22 protein-coding genes are annotated in these 21,661 nt (G+C 36.2%); 9 read left to right on the top strand and 13 right to left on the bottom strand.

What is annotated here, in order from left to right:
* Positions 1-10 precede the first annotated feature (10 nt).
* Positions 11-862: a LysR family transcriptional regulator gene (locus tag ACO6UW_RS05370; RefSeq protein ID WP_005069638.1), complete on the top strand. Its 852-nt coding sequence runs from the start codon at positions 11-13 to the stop codon at positions 860-862.
* 128 nt (positions 863-990) lie between these two features.
* Here ACO6UW_RS05370 and ACO6UW_RS05365 read toward each other — a convergent pair whose 3' ends face one another.
* The 7 genes from ACO6UW_RS05365 to ACO6UW_RS05335 all read right to left on the bottom strand — a co-directional run bounded on the left by ACO6UW_RS05365 (position 991) and on the right by ACO6UW_RS05335 (position 8,504).
* Positions 991-1,617 (bottom strand): sterol desaturase family protein, encoded by a 627-nt coding sequence (locus tag ACO6UW_RS05365; RefSeq protein ID WP_005069636.1) that lies wholly within the window; start codon positions 1,615-1,617, stop codon positions 991-993.
* Positions 1,618-1,720: 103 nt separating this feature from the next.
* Positions 1,721-2,719, bottom strand: coding sequence for an AraC family transcriptional regulator (locus ACO6UW_RS05360; RefSeq protein ID WP_005069634.1), 999 nt, complete (start codon positions 2,717-2,719; stop codon positions 1,721-1,723).
* Positions 2,720-2,800: 81 nt separating this feature from the next.
* Positions 2,801-2,980, bottom strand: a complete 180-nt coding sequence (locus tag ACO6UW_RS05355) for a hypothetical protein (protein WP_002115975.1) — start codon at positions 2,978-2,980, stop codon at positions 2,801-2,803.
* A gap of 558 nt (positions 2,981-3,538) precedes the next feature.
* The gene (locus tag ACO6UW_RS05350) at positions 3,539-4,558 is read right to left on the bottom strand and encodes a fimbrial protein (protein ID WP_005069631.1); all 1,020 of its coding nucleotides are present in this window, start codon (positions 4,556-4,558) and stop codon (positions 3,539-3,541) included.
* The gene (locus ACO6UW_RS05345) at positions 4,555-7,011 is read right to left on the bottom strand and encodes a fimbria/pilus outer membrane usher protein (RefSeq protein ID WP_081037720.1); all 2,457 of its coding nucleotides are present in this window, start codon (positions 7,009-7,011) and stop codon (positions 4,555-4,557) included. The genes ACO6UW_RS05350 and ACO6UW_RS05345 overlap by 4 nt, the downstream gene beginning before the upstream one ends.
* A 139-nt stretch (positions 7,012-7,150) precedes the next feature.
* Positions 7,151-7,894: a fimbrial biogenesis chaperone gene (locus tag ACO6UW_RS05340; RefSeq protein WP_057061995.1), complete on the bottom strand. Its 744-nt coding sequence runs from the start codon at positions 7,892-7,894 to the stop codon at positions 7,151-7,153.
* Between the two features lie 73 nt (positions 7,895-7,967).
* Positions 7,968-8,504 carry a fimbrial protein gene (locus tag ACO6UW_RS05335; protein WP_025465521.1) on the bottom strand — a complete coding sequence of 179 codons (537 nt, stop codon included), beginning with the start codon at positions 8,502-8,504 and terminating at the stop codon, positions 7,968-7,970.
* Between the two features lie 445 nt (positions 8,505-8,949).
* Between ACO6UW_RS05335 and ACO6UW_RS05330 the strand changes: the two genes are divergently transcribed.
* Complete coding sequence (locus ACO6UW_RS05330) at positions 8,950-9,300, top strand: hypothetical protein (protein WP_017386793.1); 351 nt, start codon at positions 8,950-8,952, stop codon at positions 9,298-9,300.
* Between the two features lie 63 nt (positions 9,301-9,363).
* Positions 9,364-9,576, top strand: a complete 213-nt coding sequence (locus ACO6UW_RS05325; RefSeq protein ID WP_002121471.1) for a hypothetical protein — start codon at positions 9,364-9,366, stop codon at positions 9,574-9,576.
* 48 nt (positions 9,577-9,624) lie between these two features.
* Here ACO6UW_RS05325 and bioB read toward each other — a convergent pair whose 3' ends face one another.
* Both bioB and queG read right to left on the bottom strand, forming a co-directional pair.
* The gene (gene bioB, locus ACO6UW_RS05320; protein WP_005069622.1) at positions 9,625-10,614 is read right to left on the bottom strand and encodes a biotin synthase BioB; all 990 of its coding nucleotides are present in this window, start codon (positions 10,612-10,614) and stop codon (positions 9,625-9,627) included.
* A gap of 87 nt (positions 10,615-10,701) precedes the next feature.
* On the bottom strand, positions 10,702-11,802 hold the full coding sequence (queG, locus tag ACO6UW_RS05315) for a tRNA epoxyqueuosine(34) reductase QueG (RefSeq protein ID WP_005076330.1): 1,101 nt from the start codon (positions 11,800-11,802) through the stop codon (positions 10,702-10,704).
* 26 nt (positions 11,803-11,828) lie between these two features.
* Here queG and ACO6UW_RS05310 point away from each other — a divergent pair, with 26 nt between their 5' ends.
* Positions 11,829-13,289: a bifunctional ADP-dependent NAD(P)H-hydrate dehydratase/NAD(P)H-hydrate epimerase gene (locus tag ACO6UW_RS05310; RefSeq protein ID WP_057061997.1), complete on the top strand. Its 1,461-nt coding sequence runs from the start codon at positions 11,829-11,831 to the stop codon at positions 13,287-13,289.
* Positions 13,290-13,293: 4 nt separating this feature from the next.
* Here ACO6UW_RS05310 and ruvC read toward each other — a convergent pair whose 3' ends face one another.
* Positions 13,294-13,839, bottom strand: coding sequence for a crossover junction endodeoxyribonuclease RuvC (gene ruvC / locus ACO6UW_RS05305; RefSeq protein ID WP_348891974.1), 546 nt, complete (start codon positions 13,837-13,839; stop codon positions 13,294-13,296).
* A 197-nt stretch (positions 13,840-14,036) separates the two neighbouring features.
* Here ruvC and ACO6UW_RS05300 point away from each other — a divergent pair, with 197 nt between their 5' ends.
* Positions 14,037-14,630, top strand: coding sequence for a helix-turn-helix domain-containing protein (locus tag ACO6UW_RS05300; RefSeq protein WP_057061998.1), 594 nt, complete (start codon positions 14,037-14,039; stop codon positions 14,628-14,630).
* On the top strand, positions 14,627-15,172 hold the full coding sequence (locus tag ACO6UW_RS05295; RefSeq protein WP_017482297.1) for a GNAT family N-acetyltransferase: 546 nt from the start codon (positions 14,627-14,629) through the stop codon (positions 15,170-15,172). Before ACO6UW_RS05300 ends, ACO6UW_RS05295 begins: the two co-directional genes overlap by 4 nt.
* A 79-nt stretch (positions 15,173-15,251) precedes the next feature.
* On the opposite strand, the gene ACO6UW_RS05290 is transcribed toward ACO6UW_RS05295, so the two are convergent.
* A complete protein-coding gene (locus ACO6UW_RS05290; protein ID WP_057061999.1) occupies positions 15,252-16,073 on the bottom strand; it encodes an OXA-213 family carbapenem-hydrolyzing class D beta-lactamase OXA-821 in 822 nt (273 codons plus the stop codon).
* Positions 16,074-16,489: 416 nt separating this feature from the next.
* On the opposite strand from ACO6UW_RS05290, the gene ACO6UW_RS05285 reads away from it, so the two are divergent.
* Positions 16,490-17,056 carry an FxsA family protein gene (locus tag ACO6UW_RS05285; RefSeq protein WP_033849823.1) on the top strand — a complete coding sequence of 189 codons (567 nt, stop codon included), beginning with the start codon at positions 16,490-16,492 and terminating at the stop codon, positions 17,054-17,056.
* 66 nt (positions 17,057-17,122) lie between these two features.
* On the opposite strand, the gene ACO6UW_RS05280 is transcribed toward ACO6UW_RS05285, so the two are convergent.
* Positions 17,123-17,314, bottom strand: coding sequence for a hypothetical protein (locus ACO6UW_RS05280; RefSeq protein WP_032034812.1), 192 nt, complete (start codon positions 17,312-17,314; stop codon positions 17,123-17,125).
* Positions 17,315-17,573: 259 nt separating this feature from the next.
* Here ACO6UW_RS05280 and ACO6UW_RS05275 point away from each other — a divergent pair, with 259 nt between their 5' ends.
* Positions 17,574-17,822 carry a hypothetical protein gene (locus ACO6UW_RS05275; RefSeq protein WP_002121448.1) on the top strand — a complete coding sequence of 83 codons (249 nt, stop codon included), beginning with the start codon at positions 17,574-17,576 and terminating at the stop codon, positions 17,820-17,822.
* Between the two features lie 128 nt (positions 17,823-17,950).
* On the opposite strand, the gene metK is transcribed toward ACO6UW_RS05275, so the two are convergent.
* On the bottom strand, positions 17,951-19,117 hold the full coding sequence (metK, locus tag ACO6UW_RS05270) for a methionine adenosyltransferase (protein WP_005069601.1): 1,167 nt from the start codon (positions 19,115-19,117) through the stop codon (positions 17,951-17,953).
* 536 nt (positions 19,118-19,653) lie between these two features.
* On the opposite strand from metK, the gene tkt reads away from it, so the two are divergent.
* Positions 19,654-21,642 (top strand): transketolase, encoded by a 1,989-nt coding sequence (gene tkt / locus ACO6UW_RS05265; protein ID WP_057062000.1) that lies wholly within the window; start codon positions 19,654-19,656, stop codon positions 21,640-21,642.
* Positions 21,643-21,661 lie beyond the last annotated feature (19 nt).

The raw sequence follows: 21,661 nt of genomic DNA, 5'->3' as shown, positions 1-21,661 counted from the left end.
AATTTGCACAATGATTGATTGGGAAAATTTGCATTACTTTTCAGTTTTTACAGAAGAAAAGTCACTTTCTGCTGCTGCCAGAAAATTGGGAGTAGATCACGCAACTGTATCTAGAAGAATTGCCCAGCTAGAACAAAATTTAAAACTTAAATTAGTTGATCGTAGGCCACGGACATACATTTTAACTCCTGACGGAGAACGTCTTGCACAAGTAGTTGCTCGTATGATGGAAGAAACTTTTTCTATTGAACGTTTAACACAAGCAGGTCAGCAAGAAGTAATGGGAAGTGTTTCTATTAGTATGCCTCCCTTAACTGCTGCACATCTCATCATGCCCCATTTGGGTAAATTTTATCGCCATTATCCGCAATTAAAATTACGGGTGCTCGGTGATGTTCATTATGTTTCTTTACAGCATAGTGAGGCTGATATTGCGGTACGATTTGGACGTCCCAAAGATGAAAATTTAGTTGCTCGCAAAGTAGGTGAAATACCTTTTGGAATATATGCAGGTCCAAATTATTTAGCTTCAACAGATCCTGAAAATTATGAATGGATTAGTGTAGAAGTGGGGGGAGTGCATGGTCAAAAACAGCAAAAATTAAAAGAAAGGTTAAGTCATAAAGAACCTATAATGGTTACCAATAATCCCGAGTTACAGTGGAGAGCTGCATGTGGAGAAATTGGTTTAGCGGTCTTACCTGATTTTTTAGGAGCTCTGAGTAATTTGATCAGATTACAAGATGATTATCCGATGAGTGCTGAAATATGGTTAGTCACACACGAAGATTTGCGACATAGCCCTGCAATACGTGTAGTAATGGATTTTCTTATATCTTGTTTTGAAGCTTTTAAGGTCTAATCTGTTAATTGCGATCCATTTGTATATCTAATCTGTTAATTGCGATCCATTTGTATATCTAATCTGTTAATTGCGATCCATTTGTATAAAAGCTACTGGAGTCCGCAGCTTTTATATTGAGATAAATTTTAAGCCAGACTGATTTCTATTCCTCTACGTAAATTAGATTGGTCCTGTTCGGAGTTTAAATCAATTTTGGCATACGATGTGGCAAGTATGCGTCGAGCAGCAAAATTAATTGGTTTTTCTAGCAACTTAGGTAATTTGATACCTAAGGGGTTACTTTCGGTTTGAGATACCTCGGTTTTGACCCTAGTTCCCATAATATAGTCAAACCATGGTTTGGTAACGCACCAATTAGCATTTTGATTGCTTGTCATATGATGATCATAGTGCCAAGGGATACGTTTCTTAGCATATTCAGGGTCTAAATGGGCTTTTGAATGTACACGCCAATAATTCCATAAGCCATAATAAAGCCCAGCTGTAAAAAAGGGCGCTACTGGTAAGAATACTGTTGCAGCACCAGCTAAACTAATTAATGCTGTTTTTTCATTATAAATTTCTGCATTTTTGAACATTGATTCTGCATAACCTTCATCATGAAAATTATTTAAGCGAGCACGTTTATGATGAGCAATATGAGTAAAAAAAGGGCTATTACGATACTTAGTTGGATATTCGTGTAACCAAACTTTATGGAAGTACCATTCAAGGCCATTTGCAACAAAAATACCGACAGGAAACCCGAGCATACTAATTACTTCTCATGAATCATAATTTAAATGCATTGTAAAATAAGAAAGTTTTATCGTTTTGACTTTATAGGCAGTCCAAGAACTGCCTATAAAATCAATTTTATTGCTTTTGTTTGCGTTGGCGATATGCGCTTGGAGTTTCACCAGTCCAACGTTTAAAAGCTCGTGTAAATGCAGAGGGTTCAGAAAAGCCAGTTAAATAAACAATTTGATCAAGGGTTTCTTTGGTGTTTGCAAGTAAACGTCTTGCAAGCTTCTCTCGATGCTGGTTTAAAATTTTCTCGTAATTAGTATTAATTGCTTGTAAATCAGCTCGAAGGGTACGTGGGTTACGATTTAATTGTTCAGCAATAAATTTTTGATCGAATTGACCAGATTCAAGTAAACCATTGCTGAGCAAGCGCTCAATCGCATAAACAAGTTGATGCTTTTCTAAGTTTGATAGTTGCTGTTCAGCAATTGTTTCATGAATTTTTAATAATTCAGGTTCAGCCGCTGGTGATGCTTTATTCAATAATGTACTAGGAAAAATTATAGCACCTTGTTTTTGGTTTAAAATTACCGGGCATTTCCAAGCTTCTTGATAATTATTAGCTGAAGCACCTTGTTGATAAGGTAATGTAATTTGGCTAGGTCTAAACTCGTTATTTGTAATATATTTAAAAAAATTAAGAAAAATACCGATACCACATTCAAGATAATGTCTTACAGGGTGTTCAAAACCTACTAATAACGCGATATCTTTTTCAACAATTAAAGAAAGATTAAATACATCGGTTAACAGGTCCTGATATCTTAAAGCACGTTGTAAACCTTCACCGAAAGTAGAACTACTTAAAAATAAATATTCAATAACTAAACCTCTGAAAGCAGGCATTTGACTACCTACATGCAAACCAATATCAGGATCTTCACTTATTTCTTCTGCCGCTGTCCAAAATCGCTGTTGAGTAGAATTGTCTCTACGAATATTTTTATCGGGCGGTTGATTGGGTAAATTTACACTTGCAAAAATAGATGCTGCATCTAATCCCATTTGCTGCATAGTTTGATAAGTCATCCATAAAAAAATTCCGGCATCGGAAGAATTTTTTGACATGTTTTTTATAAATATCCAGAAAGTTGTACAATGCATTCAATCATGAATTTATTGTTAATACGATATTCTTACCTATAAATTTCATTGATCAGAAAAAAAGCCTGCATCTTCACGTGCCTGTTTTAAAGCTAAAATAAAAGATATTAGTAAAAGTAGCCCTATGAGGAAAAGAAAAAGATCAATTTTACTGATCGCGTAACCTATACTTGTAGCTCCTAGACTTAGTAAAACAATACATAATATTTTCCAAAAAATGAGCATGTTACGTTCTGATAAAAGCCTAAGAATATTGTTTGTAATTGAAGGGGATTTCTAAATTTATTTATGTTTTTTTTATTATAGATTATGTAATTCTTTATAATTTTATAAAATTCGTTTTTTATTAAGCTTTTGAAAAATAAATAAATTATTTTTAGGCCATATAAATCAATTTCTTTCATTATTTCTTAAAATTAAGTTTTTATTAATTAATAGAATGATAATTCTTTAGAAACACTATAAAATAGGAATGTAAAAAATAAATTTAATTTTTTAATTAATATAAAACAATAGTTTACTGTGCTTATTTAAATTTTTGTTAAAAAAAAGACTTGATTTTTAAGCTAAATTTTGGAATTATAGTTATGCAAATTGTGATCTATTTCCCACAATTTGTATTTCAGGTTAAGTGGTTATCACTAATGCTCATTTGCTATTTTTGCTTATGAGCATTTTTTTATGTGACTTTTTAATATAACTACAAAATTTTTGAACCGTTAAATTTTAAGATTATTTAGCTGAGCTAAGCTTAATTATTTTTAATAAATTTTTAGAGATAAATTAATCATATTGAATAGTTACAGTTGCTGTTGCCGTAACCTCACCCGCGCTTACATTAGCCGCTGTTTGATAGTAACGAGCAGTTAAGGGGATATCGTACTCTATAGTCTGATTAGAGCTGACTGTGCCTATATTTTGTTTTATTGTTTTTTGAATTGGGGTAGTGGCACCATTCATATTCCATAATAGTTCTACACCCACACCATTGGCTTTGGTTGAGTTTGCTGCACTATTATTAATGACCTGATTATTTTTGGGATCAGAATTATAGTCAAAACTTAAGCTGATGGTGTTACTTGTTGCTATACCCGAGTTGTTTTCGCCGCCGTTACATAAAATCGATAGATTAAAGCTCTGCTCGCCTTGTGTTGAACCAATCGCTTTAAAACCTGACTTTGTAACAGTCGGGAGTTGAATAGGTATATCTACACCATTTTGAATTTCACATGATGAAGACGCGATCAGAATAGGAGCATTACTTAATACTGTAGTAGTTAAAAATGGTCGGTTTTGTTGACCTGATACATAATAGGTGCTGTAACGTCCTGCTACTAATGCTCCTGAACCTGTGGTCATGGATGTTTTAATAACTTCCATAACAAAATATCCCGGTGAAAGGGTATATGCAGTATTTGGGGTTAAAGTACGTCTATATGGATAATACCCAGAAAAATCTGAAGCATCTGCTGCTTCACGATAAAGACGAATACCAATACCGGGAATATTGGTTGCATATACATTATTACCTATTGGGCTAATTGGATAATTTAAGGGGAGAGCTGCAATAATTTGATCACTAGCACGACTACATGTTGCAGTAGAATTATTGGGAGAAATTGTAAAAGTATTCCTTTGTAAGATAGTCCCTATAGGGTCAGTCGGTTTTACGACGATTTTACCAATGTTCATCGGAATATCGACGGTGGTAAATCCCTTACTTAAATTACAATTTGCATTTGTATGGCTATAAGCAAATAGACTCACTGCCAAAAATCCAATTTTTTTTAAAATCTTATTCATTTACAGACTGCCTTTGTCATAATAATTGATTGATTGTTATGCTTTATTTGATCCGTGATATCGTATTCAAGTTCGCATTTTTCAGTACTCCTTTCTCCCCATTTCACATATAAAAGGTCATGGGTTAAGGGGGTTCGTAAATAAATACGGCTGCCTTGCGCAACAATACCTATCACTTCGTTATTTTGGTTATATACCTGTGCGGCAAAAGGTAAATGTGAGCCATCTAAAGTGGTTGGGCTGATAAAAAGTGCGTAACCTTTTTTTGTTGTGAATTGAACTTTAGTGATTGAGCCTGCATAGGGAGCAATACGTAAGCTACTTTCAGCTAGCTCAACCTGTGTGGACATGTTTTGCGGATCAAGGCTAATGTCATTCATATGGTAAGGCGTAACATAGGGGATAACCGCATATCCCTTTTTGTTTATGCTGAGGCCTGGTGTATTACCGACTTGTGCTCCTGTTGCATCTGGGGCATAAACTAAAACCATTGTTTGAGCTTGATCTGGACCAAACAGAATTCCTCCGGAGTGGGTAACGATATTGCCACTCAAGTTAAGCATTTCTTGTTGATATGAGTCAGCGTAACTGAATGAAGCACCTAATGTTGTGTAGTTTGTCTTATAGTTGCCATTGATATTGAGATTCGTTTGACCATGGTTTTGACTGGAAATTGATGCGCCGTAATTCAAACGGTTTCCTGTATAACCGCTAAAACTCAAAATTTGGCTATCTTCACTTAGAAGACTATTAAAATTTAAAGAGCTTTTCTTAAAATCTAAGGGAAAGGATAGAGAAATGAGGTATTGAGTATCTTGGTTAGCTCGCCCACCAGCTTCAATAGTTTCACTATTAATTGCAGAGAAACTATAAGTTAAATCTTTAAATTGGTTGCTATAACCTAATTGGAATTGCTTATTAGTAGTAGGCTGGTTCCAATAGTTTGTCCACGAACCTACTAAATAGAAATTTCCCCTTTGGTTTGGAAGAGCTTGATTTAAATTAATCTGAAATTCACTTTTTTGCTTACCTACCGAAAAACTATCAATGTTTTGCTCTTGTAAGTCCCGAATCAAAATTGCATCACGTAGTTTGAGATAGTTTTGTGTTGAATAACGATAAGTTGCTAGTGTTAAGTTAGTATGCGTTGGAGAAAATAACTTATTGTAACTTAGACGATAACTTTGCCCTGTCATTTTAGGTTGATAAGAAAAATTGGCATTTGAATGTGTTGCATCAAAAGAAATAGCGCCAATAGGCGTTGAAAAAGCTGTACCTAACAATACAGAGAAATACTGCTGCGTTCCTTGAATTGCGCTATAAGTTGTAAGGTAATTATTGATTCCACGTTGATATTTACCCTGTATTAGCCATGGGGTTAAATTAATGTTTGGGTCTCGAAATTGTCCTAAGGTGAATGAATATCGGCTCATTTGAGGACGTAGCATTTCAATGACAGAAGTATATGGAATAGAATATCTTTGAACTTCTCCATTAGATTCAAGTACCGAAACTTGTAACTCACCTCCAAATCCTGTGGGATAGAGATCATTAATTTCAAAGTTTCCTGGTGGGACTGTGGTTTGGTAAATTAAATTACCTTGTTGTCTAACTTCGACTTTTGCATTGGTTTTGGTATAACCTCGAACTCTTGGAGCATAACCGAGCCTACTATTTGGAAGCATTCTGTCATCACTTGAAATATTCATTCCACGATAGGGTAGAGAGTCAATAAAATCGCTATTAGTAAAATAATCTCCTAAAGTCACAACACCGTGAATATCGGGAAACGCTTTTTGTATATATGTATTTGTCGAGGTATAAGAAGAATTATTAGATTGAGAATTAGATTGGCTTTGCCATTTCCATTGTCCATTATGGCGAAACTGCCAACTTGCTAAATTTGCTCCAAGATTGGTTCCCATAAAAGCATAACTATTTTCATGTTGTTCATTGACTATTCGATATGCTGTGGCGTTATAGCTTAAAAAAGCTGCATTAATACCGCGATCCCACAAATGCGGATCGATGTAACCTTGCGCATTTTTTTCTAAGACGACTTGCGGGAGCGAAATATCAATTCTTAAACGGGAACTATCAAATACATAAAAAGCACTATCTATCCATGAAGCGAGAGCTTTACATGAAAGAGACGAAGTAGAGTCATGTTGACTTAGAACATTAGCTTTTACGCCATATTCAAGTAACGTGGCTTCTGTAAAACATGTTTCAGCATTTGCGTTAGGAGCTGAGGCAGTAAATCGCATACGCCGTTTACCCAGCCATTGACCATTAATATAAACATCTAAGCTATATTCACCAGGCAAGATCGGGTTTCCGTATTTGAAGCGAGCTATATCAATTTTTTGTGCATTACCTACTAAGAAATTGCTATCAAATTCAGCCTTTGTAAAATGTGGAACATCAGTAGTATTTTCAGCATATATAGCCATAGGCATGAATAGCGTAATACTTGAGACGACATACCAAGTAAAGGGGCTTTTTAAACATATATAAGGTATAAACCATTTAGACATAGTTCTAGAGCCTACTCATGATAGGTTTTAAATTTTCTTAAGAAATACAATGAGGTTAGAATTTTATTGGGTGCTCAACTCGTCCACCGTAATCATTGATATACACAAAGCTCATATCTGCTAAGTTTTTATTTTTTAGTTTAATTTTATCCTCTGAATAAGGGGCAATCATTAAGCCTTGTTGCAATAAGTCTGTTTTATGGCTTTTACTTCCTTGAAAAATGGAGGTAATAGTAAGAAAAAAAGGTGTCGGATTTTTTATCATTAGATATTGATCATTTATTTTCCACTCGACTTTGTCACTTAGTTGATCAATATTTTCTTTTAGATCTATAGGGCGGTAAAAAAATTTAATTCGCGAACGAACAGCGAGTTGCAAAAAATTGTTAGAGGTTGTTGTGGTTTGACCTTGTTGAGTTCTCCCTTCAGGTTTAGGAGGAATATCTAAAACATTAAGCCAAAAAATAGATTCTTGTTGTTGGCTTAGTTGAGATGTAGTAGGCAACGCTGTAATTCTTAAAGTTTGCCCCTTAGTTGCTTCTACTCTTGAAATTGGTGGAGTAATAATGAAAGGTACATTTGTTTCATCTGGTGTTGACTTTGCATTTCCATCATCGATCCATGCTTGAACAAGAGACGGGGCCGTGCCGTTGTTACTCAGTTGTAATGTGATCTCACGGGCATTTGAAGGATAAATGACACGAGTACCATGTAAAACAATCTCAGCATGACCTGTAGTAGTGAGCGCTACTTGCAGACAAACTAATCCCCAAAAAAATTTACGACCACGAAAAAGCATCAGTCATATTCTCAATAACAAATAATAGGAAGGAGATAGCTTCTATTCATGAATAGAAGCTTCAATTTTAAGTTTATTGATAAATGATCGTGTATTTTACTTGCGATGTTACCGTACCAGCAGTAGAAGCACCTGTAGCATAATATTCAGCATAATAGTTAAGATCAGCACTACCGCCTGCTGAAACATTTACCCATTGTGAATTCGTTTGAGTTTCATTTGTGCTTGTAGCAAGTACAGGAATTACAGCGTTATTACTGCCAAGTAATTGAATATTTACATTTGTTGCTGCACCAGAAGTTGCTTGGTTTAATAAACGACCCGTATTAAAGTCAACGGTTGCGCCTGGTTCAAAATAAGTTGCGACTTTACCTGCAGCGGTACAGTTCGTTAAATTAATTTGAAAAGGTGTACGACCAGCTACATCACCAGCATTTTTTAAGGTTTGAGATGAAACAGTAGGCAAATTGATTGTTAAATTTTTATCTCCAGTATCAATAGTACAAGTATTATCCGTGACAAGACCATTAATAGTAATTGTGCCATCTGCTGCTTGTGCATTTGCTATATTTAAGAAAGAAACTGCCGCCACAAAAATAAATTTTTTCATAAAATCCCCAGAATAGCTTTTTAAAATAAAATCCATTACTTTTCAGTAAGTTTATTCTGATTAAGTAAGGCGAAGGAAATATATCACTTTTCAATCAAAAAACAAGAAAAACATTATATTTATATATATTTTGATCAATTGTTTTTATTAATAAAAATTAAAAAAAATTATTTTTTATCATTTGGTAAAATAATTAATTAGTTTTTATTTAAAATAGAATTTAAAAATTAGTAATATCTAAGTAATTGTATTCTATTGAATTAATGAAATTTTAAAATATTTAGATAATATATATCTAATATTTTTTACTAAGCAATTGTTTTTAAATGATAAAATTGTTTTGTGTGTATCTTATAAATATATTTAATTTTTTAAGAATTTTTTAAGGTTCAATTCCTACTGTTTTAGTTGTAATTCAATAAAAGATAATCTGGAGTTCAGTTCCATGAATACTATGAAGTATAGCTATAAACCTAATTACTTTTTCTTTGCTCATAAATTAGTTTTATTTTTAAAGGATTATCTCATCAAGCATCCGACGGAGCAGCAAACAACGTTTAACTTGCAAACGATTTATGACATCTTTAGCCATGATCTTGCTTCAAGTACGACAAACCTTGAAGGCATCTTAAATATTGCAGATGAATATGTCTTTGAAACAGAAGATGGCTTACTTCCATTAATTAGTAAGCATTCAGTCAATCTCAAAAATCATGTGCTTTCTTTAGAATTTACACCTCAAGCCTTGGCAAGTCTGTTATCAGGTCATTCGTTAGTAAATCCTAAAGCAGCTTAGATTTTCTTTTAAGGTAGAGTGAACTCATATAAAATTCATAAAATTTATTTTTAAGAGTTATTTATGAGTAAAGACTTCAAGGCCTTAACTTATATTGCGGATGAAAATGTAGCAGATACAGTGACTTGGCTTTTACACCATCAAGATGTTTTTGATTCTTTTAATTTTGATGTGTTGAGCCAAGAATTCACAGTAACGCATGCGGCAGGAAAGGATATTATTCGAGTCGGAACCTTTCTAAATGCTACTTACGGAATATTAGTAACTTCTATATAAATGAAAAAAGCCCTGAATAATCAGGGCTTTTAAATTTTCTAATTTGAGTTAAGCACTCATTGCATCTACTGATAAATCAGCAACTGTTGGCTTTGGTTTTTCAGCCGTTAAACCTAGTTTATTAAATAAAGCTTGGTCTTTACCTTCACCGGCATTTGGTGTGGTTAGTAGTTTATCACCAGAGAATAATGAGTTTGCACCAGCCATAAATGCTAATGCTTGGTCTGAATCACTTAATGATTCGCGGCCTGCAGAGAGACGGATATAACTATGCGGCATGATAATACGCGCCACAGCAATAGTACGAATCCACTCAATTACATCAAGCTTTTCAACGTCAGCTAAAGGTGTTCCTTCAATAGGAACAAGCATATTGATTGGCACAGATTCAGGGTGAATTGGTAGGGTAGCTAGTTCATGTAATAAACCAATTCGGTCTTCACGACTTTCGCCTAAACCCACAATACCGCCACTACAAACTTTCATACCAGCTTGACGAACATAATCAAGGGTATTTAAACGGTCATCAAAAGTACGAGTACTAATGATGTGAGAATAATACTCACGAGATGTATCTAAATTATGGTTATAGTAATCTAAACCAGCAACTTTTAGGCGTTCTGCTTGAGATTGGTTAAGCATCCCTAAAGTCATACAGGTTTCCATACCTAATGCTTTAACTTCACGTACCATTTCTAAAACATAAGGCATATCGCGCTCATGTGGGTTACGCCAAGCAGCACCCATACAAAAACGCGAAGAACCTGAATCTTTTGCAGCTTTCGCTTCACTAATCACTTTTTCAACAGCAATACGTTTTTCTGCTTCTAGTTTTGATTCGTAATGTGCCGATTGTGAGCAGTATTTGCAATCTTCAGGACATTTACCCGTTTTAATAGATAAAAGGGTACTGACCTGAATTGAATTGGCAGTGAAGTGCTCACGATGTACTTGTTGAGCCTTGAAAACTAAATCCAAAAAAGGTTGTTCATATAAAGCTTGGATTTCTTCACGATTCCAATCATTACGTAGAGTCATTGTCATATCCATGATGATGGCATTAATTCACTATACATAATCATACAGAATTCGTATTAAAGCTATAGGGCAAAAAACATCATTTTTTTAATTTGATAGCTGAAGTTGATTAAGTTGCTGTTCAATTGCCCAATCAATATGCACATTGACGATTTCGTCATGTAAATTTTTGCCATTTTGTAGTTGATCTACAATTTCTTTTGAATAAGGAGCATTTCCTAATCCGATTGCAATATTACGTTTAAATGATTGATAACCTGTCCGGCGGATAGGGCTACCTTCCGTATTGGCTAAAAAAGTGGCTTCATCCCACTGCCAGATATCAAGCAGACTAATATTATCTAACCCATGTCTAGGATTAAAATCAGAAATAGATGCTGTTTTGGCAAAGCTATTCCAAGGACAAATTAACTGGCAGTCATCACAACCAAATATTCGGTTTCCAATACCTGCACGTAATTCTTCAGCAATAATTCCTTTATATTCGATAGTTAAATAGGCAATACAACGTCTTGCATCTAACATATAAGGCTCGACAATTGCTTGCGTCGGGCAAATATCAATACAAGCGCTACAAGAACCACAATGTGCTGTTGCAGGCTCGTCGAAAGGTAGCTCGAGTGATGTAAATAGCTCACCTAATACGAAAAAAGAACCTGACTTTTTATGAATGAGCAAAGTATGTTTACCTGTCCAACCCATTCCAGCACTTTCAGCTAATGATTTTTCAAAAATAGGTGCCGAATCTGCAAAAGGACGAGATTCAAAGTCACCAACTTTTTCACGAATTCGTGTTGCTAGGGTTTTCAATCTACCACGCATGACTTTATGGTAATCACGGCCACGTGCATAGCGGGCGATAATGGCAGAATTAGGCTCTAAAGGTACATATCGTGGTTTTGGCGATTCCACAAGATAATTCATGCGGACACAAATAATACTTTTTGTGCCAGGCACTAATAGTGTTGGATCAGCTCGTTTTTCTAGATTTTCTTCTAAATAAGTCATATCTGCATGATAACCACGTTCAAGATACTCTAAAAAACGTGGCATTTGCTCTTGAGCATCTGGTTTTGCGATGACACAATCAGCAAAACCCAAGTCTAATGCTTGAGCTTTGATCCATGCTTTTAATTCATGTGGATCAATTTGTTGCACTGCAATGCGTGATGTGTCGGAAGATGTCATAAACCAAAATGCAAGAGGATAATAATATGCAGGCGGTAGTTTACCATAGCGATGATATTCGAGCATGGGAGCGGCGCTGGTTTGCTGCGCAAAACTCCTCATTAGGTTTAATGCAGCAAGCGGCTTGGTCAATTGCACAGCAACTTATTGAGCTTTTTAAAGATCGGGCTATTAAGAATATTGCTATTTGGTGCGGACAAGGCAATAACGCAGGTGATGGTTACTTTATAGCAACTTATCTGAAACAAGCTGGATTTCATGTTGAAATCTTTGCAGCTCAATTGGGTGAGTCAACCGATTTACATTGTGCAGCGCAATTTGCTAGAGAAATGAAAGCCCAAATTCATCCAGATTTTGATATTAAAAGAACATTTGATTGTCATATTGATGCTTTATTTGGCATAGGCCTAAATCGTGAATTAAATACTAATTGGCAACAGGCTATTCAACAATTTAATGAACAATCTGGTCTAAAAATTTCAGTTGATATACCTAGCGGATTACAAGCAAATACAGGGCAAGTCTTACCTTGTGCAGTGAGAGCTGATCATACCTTTACTGTTTTAGGTCTTAAAGCAGGATTGTTTACAGGACAAGGAAAAGAATATGCGGGGGAAATTCATTTAATTAATTTAATTCCTATAGACCACGAGTTGAAACCCTTAGCTTATTTGTCACCCACAAACATTAAACTTCCTCAGCGTATGGCATTTGGCCATAAGGGAAGTTATGGGCATGTTTTAGTGGTGGGTGGACATGAGCAAATGGGCGGTGCAGTTATTATGGCTGCTGAAGCTGCCTTTCATGCGGGTGCAGGCAAAGTGACAGTGGTTTGTCATCGCAACCACCATCAGGCCATTTTGTCGCGGGCACCTAATATTATGCTTCGTGATATTAATGCTTTAGATGAAAACAATATTAAAGAGATTCTATCTCAGGTCGATGCAGTCTGCTTTGGAATGGGATTAGGCCGTGACGATTGGGCAAAGCAGATTTACCAACAATGGTTTAATTTGTTAAATCAGAGTATACGCCTAGAAGTTGTTTTAGATGCAGATGCTTTATGGTTTCTGGCTAAACAGCCTGAAAAGTTAAATACACATATTTATGCCACACCTCATCCTGGAGAAGCTGCTACTTTAGTTGGTTGCTCTACAGCGCAAATTGAAAATGACCGAATTGCTGCAATTTATGCCTTACAACAAAAATATGCAGGCCAGTGGGTACTTAAAGGAGCGGGTAGCTTAATTTTAGAAGATAATTTGTATATCTGTACGCAAGGTAATGCTGGTATGGGAACAGGTGGAATGGGAGATGTGTTAGCAGGAATGCTTGCAAGCTTGAAAGCCCAATTCCACCAAGATATTGCGTTACATGAGATTGTTACCCTTCATGCACAAGCAGGAGACCTTTTAGCTAAAAATGGTATGCGTGGCTTGCAGGCTTTTGAGATGAATCAGGCAATTATTCAAGTCGTAAATCAATAAATTTTTAACGTCTGCGACTGCTAGAACGACTTCGCCCACGTGCCATACCACCTAAAGCATTTAAAACAGACAGTTTTCTCATACTTCCCGATGCATGAGCATGGCAAATGGCAGCAGCAAGGGCATCAGCTGCGTCGGATTGAGGTTTAATGGTCAAATTAAGTAAACGCATGACCATCATTTGTACTTGTTCTTTATCGGCAGCGCCATAACCAACCACAGACTGTTTAATTTGACGGGCAGTATATTCTGCAACTTGTAAATCTAAATTAACTAATGCGGCTATGGCAGCACCACGAGCTTGTCCCAGTTTTAAGGCAGAGTCTGGGTTTTGAGCCATAAAGACTTGCTCAACTGCAGCTTCAGTTGGACCATGGAATTTCACAATTCGCTCAACGCCAGCAAAAATACGTTTTAAGCGTTCTGGCATTTCTTGAGTTTCTGTTCGGATTGTACCGGCATCAACAAAACGTAGTTTACTACCATCTTTTTCAATGATTCCATAACCTGTTAAGCGTGAACCCGGATCAATACCAATAATCAATGCCATGTGAATACTTATATAAATAGTTTAGAGAGTATTGTTACATAGCCAAAAAGGTTCTGCATGCGTAATTTAAAGAATGCTGCGATGAATGGTTATTTTTCGGTTTTTATCGAACCAATTTATATCTTTAAAATCATTTGATGTAATTCTATTTTAGTGGAATACTTATCTATAATTTTGGAATTAAAGTTTATCGGTAGATGGAAGATATTAATATCCGCATTGCGCAGAAAGTGCGTGAAATACGTCTAGCGCGTGGATATACCCTAGATATTCTTGCTAGTCGATGTCAGGTAAGCCGTTCTGCAATTTCACTCATTGAAAGAGGAGAAGCGAGCCCTACAGCTGTTGTTCTTGAAAAGCTAGCAAATGGTTTAGGGGTGCCTTTGACTCAGCTATTTGATTCGCCCCAGAATACTCAATCGCCTCAACCTATGGTACGGCGTACTCAACAAGCAGAATGGAAAGATCCAGAAACGGGATATATTCGCCGTCAAGTTTCGCCTCCAAATTGGAAATCTCCATTTCAGATCGTTGAAATTGAATTTCCAGCTCAATCTCGAGTTACTTATGAAACAAGTACGAATTCTAAAGTTGTATTACAGCAAATTTGGGTAATAGAGGGGCAAATTGATATTCAATTGGGTGAAAACTTTTATGCTTTACAAGAGGGGGATTGTTTGGCGATGCAATTAGATCAACCGATCATATATAGCAATCCTTCTTCTAAAGCTGCTCGATATATTTTAGTTGTATGTAATGAGCTCGTCTCTATTCTTAAGGAATCTTCATGATTAAAAATCTTAATCCAAATTTACGTTTAATCGATTGTCATGAAGCTACACATGCAAAGGCTATATTAGATATTTTGAATGAAGCAATTATCAATTCTACTGCTTTGTATGACTATTTGCCGCGCTCTGAAGAGTCGATGAAAAACTGGTTTGCAGTTAAAAGAGAAAATGGTTTTCCTGTCATTGGTATTGTAGATGAGACAAACAAGTTATTAGGTTTTGCAAGTTGGGGAACTTTTAGAGCTTTTCCTGCCTATAAATATACGGTCGAACATAGTATTTATATTCATCATGAACATCGTGGCGGCGGATTAAGCAAAATTTTAATGCAAGAATTGATTAAGCGTGCTCAAGAGGCAGACTTACATGTATTGATAGGCTGTATTGATGCAACCAACCAAGCAAGTATCGGTTTACATGAAAAAATGGGCTTTATTCATGCAGGTACTTTTAAGCAAGTCGGTTTTAAGTTTGGTCAATGGTTAGATGCTGCTTTCTATCAGTTAAATTTAAATACACCACATACCCCAGTTGACGGATAAATAATAAGGTTTTCAAATTTCAAGTTTTAAAATAACCCAGTTTATAAGGATGAATATAAGCTGGGCTATAAAGTTCAAATTATAAAATACCTAGCTGCTCTAATCCCTTATAAGCAATTTCTTTTCGAATAGAACTAGGTATGCCTTTTTTCATTTCTAAATTGAGTGAGAACGCTACAATTTCTCCTTGAGGTTGAACGACCCAGCCTGTTAACCAGCCCACTTGAGGCTCAACATCCCATCCCCAACCACTTTTGGCATAAATTTTCCGTCCATTTTTTTCTTCTATGAACAGCATAGATTGAACTTCTTCTTGCACATTCTTGCTAAAAGGAAGAGTTTTATGGGCTAGTTCATAAGCAAACTGGGCTTCTTGTTGAGGTGTAATTTTAAGTGGACCAACAAGCCAAAAATCATCTACTTTTGAACCAATATCAGCATTACCGAAACCAATGCGTTTTACCTCTTTAGACATAAGATCAAGGCCAATTCGTCGAGCTAGTTCCTGATAAACTGGAATAGCAGAAGCTTTCATCGCATCGCCTAGAGTCATGTCCTTTTCCCAATCAGGAAACAAACGCTTTTGCCCATCCCATTTAAACACTTCAGTTGGTGTTGCTTTATGATGCTCAAGTCCAATCAATGCATTTAACATTTTAAAGGTAGAGGCGGGAACATATTCGGTTGATGATCTTTTAAGATCATTGCCATAGATTTCCTCTGTTTGCCCACGTTTTATAACTAAAACACCTTCAGTTTGTGCTTGATCAAACAATGATTTAATTTTCTCTGAGTTTTTATTGGTAGAAATTGACTGTATTTGATGTTGTTGTACGGTATTAAAAGAACATGCCGACAAAAACATCGTACTAATGGCAAAGAAAAGAGCTTTTTTAGTCATGAGTTTATGTGGGTTTAAAAGAATTATTCTTTAATTTAACTTGAATAGAGGTACTTTTAGATAGAGAAAATGTAAGTTATTTAGGAAATTCTATATCTATGCACTACTTTTTTAAATTTTATAAAACAACTATATAAATAAAGGAATATATCCAATTTTTCTAAGAACCTAAGTTTTCAACTAGACTAAAAAACTGCTTTCTTGAAGGACTTTTCGTTTAACTAGAGTAAAAAAATTAAAATCTAATTGAAGTCGCACTTGATAAACTTGATACAGCACTCATTAATAATAAAGCATGTTTGTTTTTATCGAGTTAAAATCAAATGTACTCTAGTATTGCAGACTCTGGCTGTTTCGATAGGGTTGGGGCAAATAAACTGCAATGAATTTTCTTTTTGAGATAGATAAAGTTTTACATGAATTTACTTCTTATTGTAGTTCTGGGCGCGATTGTTGAAATTGCCGTATGGATTGGCGTAGCACAGTTCATCAGTGGATGGTATGTGTTCTTTTGGTTCATTCTTGCTTTCTTTATTGGTTTGGGGCTTATTCGCAGAAGTACTGCTGGTATTATGCCTCAATTACAGCAAATGCAGATGACTGGCCAACTCGGTAATGACCCAACAGTAACTAAAAAACTTGCTTATGCTTTTGCAGGTTTCTTATTAATGTTGCCAGGCCTTGTTTCTGATGTGTTAGCGGTTTTAATTTTGATCCCTGGTGTTCAAACTGCTTTCCGTAATATAGCCATGAGAACTCTTGCAAAACGCCAACAAGCTATGATGGATAAAATGATGGGTGGTATGGGCGGTAATATGGGTGGGCAAAATCCATTTGCTGATCTAATGCGCCAAATGCAAGATATGCAGAATCAACAAGGTGGGGGCAGTCAAGGTCAATACCGTGATTCAAGCATTATTGACGGAGAAGCGCGAGAAGTCACTCCAGATCATAAGAAAATTGAACATAAAAATAGGGATTAATAAATACCTTATCTAAAGGCCTAAACCTCTAAAGTTTAGGCCTTTTTTATTTTAAGAAGATATAAATTATTTAGTTAGATGTTCAGTCACAACAGAATCTGTTTGAGCCACTTCAGTTGGGCTTTCTTGTGGTTTTGTTTGAGGTTGGTATTTGTTTGAAGCTAAGGCTGTTTGCTTATTTTCAGATTGTTGATAACCTCGGCTTCGGTTGGCTCGTTCGCGAAAGCCACCTTTATTAATGAGCTTTGTATGTGACATGCATTTGCCTAAAATGTGAGATTATTCGCTTATTTTAACAAATTTGGCAAAATATCAAAATAAGAAAAATAGTCCTATAAAAATAATATTTAACTTATATATATGTTTTTAATTAATATTTTTTAATTGACTCAATTGTTCATCCAGATTGAATTATCTATTCATTTCACATAGGATAAATATAAAGGATGTATAAATTAAAAAATGTAGCAAACCTATTAAAACAACAACGGTTGAAATGAGGGAAGGAGGGTTACCTATGCTATATCAATACCATTGTGCGTGTTGCGACAAAGTTGTGGCATCGACTGATAAATCATGTCCATATTGTGGTTCACAACATATTCGAAGCCCGTATGGCTTATGGATGTTTTGTGTGATGGCTTGTCTAGCTGTTGTCGTTGTATTTAAAGTTGTCCATATTTATATCCAGAATCATCAAGATACTCCAACGCAGTCAACTTTACTGGATGTATTAAATCAGGATGATAAAACGACAAGACAATAGATTTTGATTACAGCTACAAATGATATAGCGTCAAGGATGATTGCTAGAAGATTAAACCCTACATACCATAAAATTTGAACTATAAATAAAAAAGCCCGCTCAATGGCGGGCTTTTTTATGATTTTATTTTAGAGGCCAGCAGCATCTTTAAGGGCATCAACTTTATCAGTTTTTTCCCAAGTAAATGCAGAATCTGAACCTTCGCGACCAAAATGACCATAAGCCGCGGTTTGTTTGTACATTGGTTGAAGAAGATCCAACATACGAGTAATACCAAACGGTCTTAAATCGAAATGATCACGTACAAGTTGAATAATCAACTCATCAGAAACTTTTGCTGTACCAAAGGTATTAATTGAAATCGAAGTAGGTTCTGCTACACCAATTGCGTAACTCACTTGAATTTCACATTTGTCAGCAAGACCAGCAGCTACGATATTTTTTGCAACATAACGACCAGCATAAGCAGCAGAACGGTCAACTTTAGATGGATCTTTACCAGAGAAAGCACCACCGCCGTGACGAGCCATACCGCCGTATGTATCAACAATAATTTTACGACCCGTTAAACCACAGTCACCTACAGGGCCGCCAATAACGAACATACCTGTTGGGTTAATGTGGAACTTAGTAGCTGCATGGAACATTTCAGCAGGGATGATCGGTTTGATAATTTCTTCAATAACTGCTTCTTTAAGCTGGCTTTGAGAAATTTCAGGATCGTGCTGAGTAGATAAAACAACAGCATCTAGACGTACAGGCTTGCCATTTTCATAGGCAAAAGTAACTTGGCTTTTTGCATCTGGGCGTAACCATGGAAGGGCACCTGAACGACGAAGTTCAGCTTGACGCTCCATTAAGCGGTGAGCATAAGAAATCGGCGCAGGCATAAGCACGTCTGTTTCACGGCTTGCATAACCGAACATTAGGCCTTGGTCACCAGCACCTTGATCTTCTGGTTTTTGACGGTCTACACCTTGAGCAATTTCAGGAGATTGTTTACCAATCATATTGATTACAGCACACGTTGATCCATCAAAGCCAAGATCAGAGTGGTGATAACCAATACCGTTAACAGTATTACGAACAACAGCTTCAACATCAATATTAGCAGTCGTTGTTACTTCACCAGCAAGTACAACAGCGCCTGTTTTTACCAGTGTTTCACAAGCAACACGTGCGTATGGGTCTTCTTTTAAGATTGCATCCAAAATAGCGTCGCTAATTTGGTCGGCCATTTTATCGGGATGACCTTCGCTTACAGATTCCGAGGTAAAAACAGCGTACTCGCGCATGAAAGTCCTATCTTGGTTATTTCAAAAGACATAATATGTTACATCGACTTGAGCTTGAGGACCAGTTCATACTGACTAAAAAGCATGAATTTATTTCATTTATAGTGTGTTTTAATTGATAAGTGTATTAGCAAAATTGATATAGAAAGCTTTAATTTAAAGTATTTATATTTTAACAACTTGTTGCTAGTGTGTTTTTTAAACATATAACTTAATAAAAATCTTAAATATCAGAATTTGAATTTTAAAGTAAAGAAACATGATTAACGCATAGAAGATTGGGTAAATATTTTATCTATATATCAAAAGCTAACCAGATAAATGCTTTTACATTCAGTCGTTGTGCAGAAAAATGAACACTGTTTTGTATAACTTAAAGATTCAAATGTTTTTTGTGTAACCAAGAAATGGTTAAAAATAAAGAAATATACCGTGTTGGGGTTTACCCTAAGCCTTTTTTTTAAGACAATATAGCGGCATTGAATGGTTATTCATCTTCTTCTTTTCATCAATCTATTAAAATTGGATTCTGATCTATGACGACCCCTTTAAACGAACGTCGTATTGCAAATGCAATTCGTGTATTGGCAATGGATGCTGTGCAACAAGCAAACTCAGGGCATCCAGGTGCTCCAATGGGGATGGCAGATATTGCTGACGTCGTCTGGCGTGAGTTTTTAAATCACAACCCAACAAATCCACAATGGGCAAATCGTGACCGTTTCGTTTTATCAAATGGCCATGGCTCAATGTTGCAATACGCCTTGCTTCATTTAACAGGTTATGATCTTTCAATTGAAGATTTAAAACAGTTCCGTCAATTGCATTCTAGAACTCCTGGTCATCCTGAATATGGCTATGCACCGGGTGTAGAGACGACAACTGGTCCTTTAGGTCAAGGTATTGCTAATGCTGTTGGTTTTGCTTTAGCAGAAAAAACATTGGCTGCTCAATTTAATAAAGATGATTTAAAAGTTGTTGACCATTTCACTTACTGTTTCTTAGGTGATGGCTGTTTAATGGAAGGTATTTCTCACGAAGTATGTTCTTTAGCTGGCACATTACAACTTGGTAAATTGATTGCTTATTATGATGATAATGGCATTTCAATTGATGGTGAAGTAGAAGGCTGGTTCAGCGACGATACAGAAGAGCGTTTCAAAGCCTACGGTTGGCAAGTTCTTCGTGTAGATGGTCATGATGCTGATGCGATTCGTCAAGCGACAATCGAAGCAAAAGCTGAAACTCAGAAACCAACAATCATTATGTGTAAAACGATTATTGGTTTAGGTTCACCGAATAAGCAGGGTAAAGAAGACTGTCATGGTGCGCCATTAGGTAAAGATGAAATTACTTTAACTCGTGAAGCATTAGGCTGGAACGAAGAAGCATTTGTTATTCCTGCTGATGTCTATGCTGCATGGGATGCAAAAGCAAAAGGTAGTGAATCTGAAGCAGCTTGGAATACGGTATTTGCACAATATCAAGCAAAATATCCAACTGAAGCGGCTGAGTTACTTCGTCGTATCAGTGGTGACTTACCAGCAGAATTTGCAGCGCAAGCAGATGCTTTTATTCGTGAAACAAATGCGAAAGGCGAGACAATTGCAACTCGTAAAGCAAGCCAAAATACCTTACAAGCATTTGGTCCTTTATTACCTGAATTGTTAGGTGGTTCTGCTGATTTAGCAGGTTCTAACTTAACACTTTGGAAAGGTTGCCAAGGTGTTCAAGAAAACCCAGCTGGTAACTATGTCTACTATGGCGTACGTGAATTTGGTATGACTGCGATCGCTAATGGCGTTGCATTGCATGGTGGTTTCGTTCCTTACGTTGCAACATTCTTAATGTTTATGGAATATGCACGTAATGCAGTACGTATGTCTGCATTAATGAAACAACGTGTAATTCATGTTTATACACATGACTCAATCGGTCTGGGTGAAGATGGTCCAACTCACCAACCGATTGAACAAATTGCTTCATTACGTGGTACACCTAACTTAAATACATGGCGCCCTGCGGATACTGTAGAAACTGCAATTGCTTGGAAATCTGCTTTAGAACGCAAAGATGGCCCTACAGCACTTATTTTCTCTCGTCAAAACTTACCATTCCAAACACGTTCTGAAGAGCAAATTCAAAACGCTGCAAAAGGCGGTTATGTACTTGCTCAAGAAAAAGGCGAATTAAAAGCGATTGTTATTGCAACTGGTTCAGAAATTTCTTTAGCAATGGAAGCTTACGCACAACTTGAGGGTGTGCGTGTAGTTTCTATGCCATGTGCAGAAGAATTTATGAAGCAAGATGCCGCATACCGTGAAGCAGTATTGCCAGCTCATATCCGTGCGCGTGTTGCTGTTGAAGCGGCTCATGTTGACTATTGGTGGAAGTTCGTTGGTCTTGATGGCAAAGTAATTGGTATGACAACTTATGGTGAGTCAGCACCAGCAAAAGATTTGTTCCAATTCTTTGGTATTACGACTGAAGCTGTTGTTGCAGCCGTAAAAGAATTAACTGCTTAAATATTAAAGTAGTGTAAAA

The organism is Acinetobacter sp. JADD-222, from assembly GCF_049310645.1.
Note: the sequence above shows the minus strand (reverse complement) of the source record. Positions and strands in the feature narration are given on the sequence as shown.

What these genes read in the sequence shown, in the direction of transcription:
- ACO6UW_RS05370 (WP_005069638.1), top strand. Translation starts at nt 11, where the DNA reads ATGATTGATTGGGAAAATTTGCATTACTTTTCAGTTTTTACAGAAGAA.
- ACO6UW_RS05365 (WP_005069636.1), bottom strand. Translation starts at nt 1,617, where the DNA reads ATGCTCGGGTTTCCTGTCGGTATTTTTGTTGCAAATGGCCTTGAATGG.
- ACO6UW_RS05360 (WP_005069634.1), bottom strand. Translation starts at nt 2,719, where the DNA reads ATGTCAAAAAATTCTTCCGATGCCGGAATTTTTTTATGGATGACTTAT.
- ACO6UW_RS05355 (WP_002115975.1), bottom strand. Translation starts at nt 2,980, where the DNA reads ATGCTCATTTTTTGGAAAATATTATGTATTGTTTTACTAAGTCTAGGA.
- ACO6UW_RS05350 (WP_005069631.1), bottom strand. Translation starts at nt 4,558, where the DNA reads ATGAATAAGATTTTAAAAAAAATTGGATTTTTGGCAGTGAGTCTATTT.
- ACO6UW_RS05345 (WP_081037720.1), bottom strand. Translation starts at nt 7,011, where the DNA reads ATGGCTATATATGCTGAAAATACTACTGATGTTCCACATTTTACAAAG.
- ACO6UW_RS05340 (WP_057061995.1), bottom strand. Translation starts at nt 7,894, where the DNA reads ATGCTTTTTCGTGGTCGTAAATTTTTTTGGGGATTAGTTTGTCTGCAA.
- ACO6UW_RS05335 (WP_025465521.1), bottom strand. Translation starts at nt 8,504, where the DNA reads ATGAAAAAATTTATTTTTGTGGCGGCAGTTTCTTTCTTAAATATAGCA.
- ACO6UW_RS05330 (WP_017386793.1), top strand. Translation starts at nt 8,950, where the DNA reads ATGAATACTATGAAGTATAGCTATAAACCTAATTACTTTTTCTTTGCT.
- ACO6UW_RS05325 (WP_002121471.1), top strand. Translation starts at nt 9,364, where the DNA reads ATGAGTAAAGACTTCAAGGCCTTAACTTATATTGCGGATGAAAATGTA.
- bioB (WP_005069622.1), bottom strand. Translation starts at nt 10,614, where the DNA reads ATGACTCTACGTAATGATTGGAATCGTGAAGAAATCCAAGCTTTATAT.
- queG (WP_005076330.1), bottom strand. Translation starts at nt 11,802, where the DNA reads ATGACATCTTCCGACACATCACGCATTGCAGTGCAACAAATTGATCCA.
- ACO6UW_RS05310 (WP_057061997.1), top strand. Translation starts at nt 11,829, where the DNA reads ATGCAGGCGGTAGTTTACCATAGCGATGATATTCGAGCATGGGAGCGG.
- ruvC (WP_348891974.1), bottom strand. Translation starts at nt 13,839, where the DNA reads ATGGCATTGATTATTGGTATTGATCCGGGTTCACGCTTAACAGGTTAT.
- ACO6UW_RS05300 (WP_057061998.1), top strand. Translation starts at nt 14,037, where the DNA reads ATGGAAGATATTAATATCCGCATTGCGCAGAAAGTGCGTGAAATACGT.
- ACO6UW_RS05295 (WP_017482297.1), top strand. Translation starts at nt 14,627, where the DNA reads ATGATTAAAAATCTTAATCCAAATTTACGTTTAATCGATTGTCATGAA.
- ACO6UW_RS05290 (WP_057061999.1), bottom strand. Translation starts at nt 16,073, where the DNA reads ATGACTAAAAAAGCTCTTTTCTTTGCCATTAGTACGATGTTTTTGTCG.
- ACO6UW_RS05285 (WP_033849823.1), top strand. Translation starts at nt 16,490, where the DNA reads ATGAATTTACTTCTTATTGTAGTTCTGGGCGCGATTGTTGAAATTGCC.
- ACO6UW_RS05280 (WP_032034812.1), bottom strand. Translation starts at nt 17,314, where the DNA reads ATGTCACATACAAAGCTCATTAATAAAGGTGGCTTTCGCGAACGAGCC.
- ACO6UW_RS05275 (WP_002121448.1), top strand. Translation starts at nt 17,574, where the DNA reads ATGCTATATCAATACCATTGTGCGTGTTGCGACAAAGTTGTGGCATCG.
- metK (WP_005069601.1), bottom strand. Translation starts at nt 19,117, where the DNA reads ATGCGCGAGTACGCTGTTTTTACCTCGGAATCTGTAAGCGAAGGTCAT.
- tkt (WP_057062000.1), top strand. Translation starts at nt 19,654, where the DNA reads ATGACGACCCCTTTAAACGAACGTCGTATTGCAAATGCAATTCGTGTA.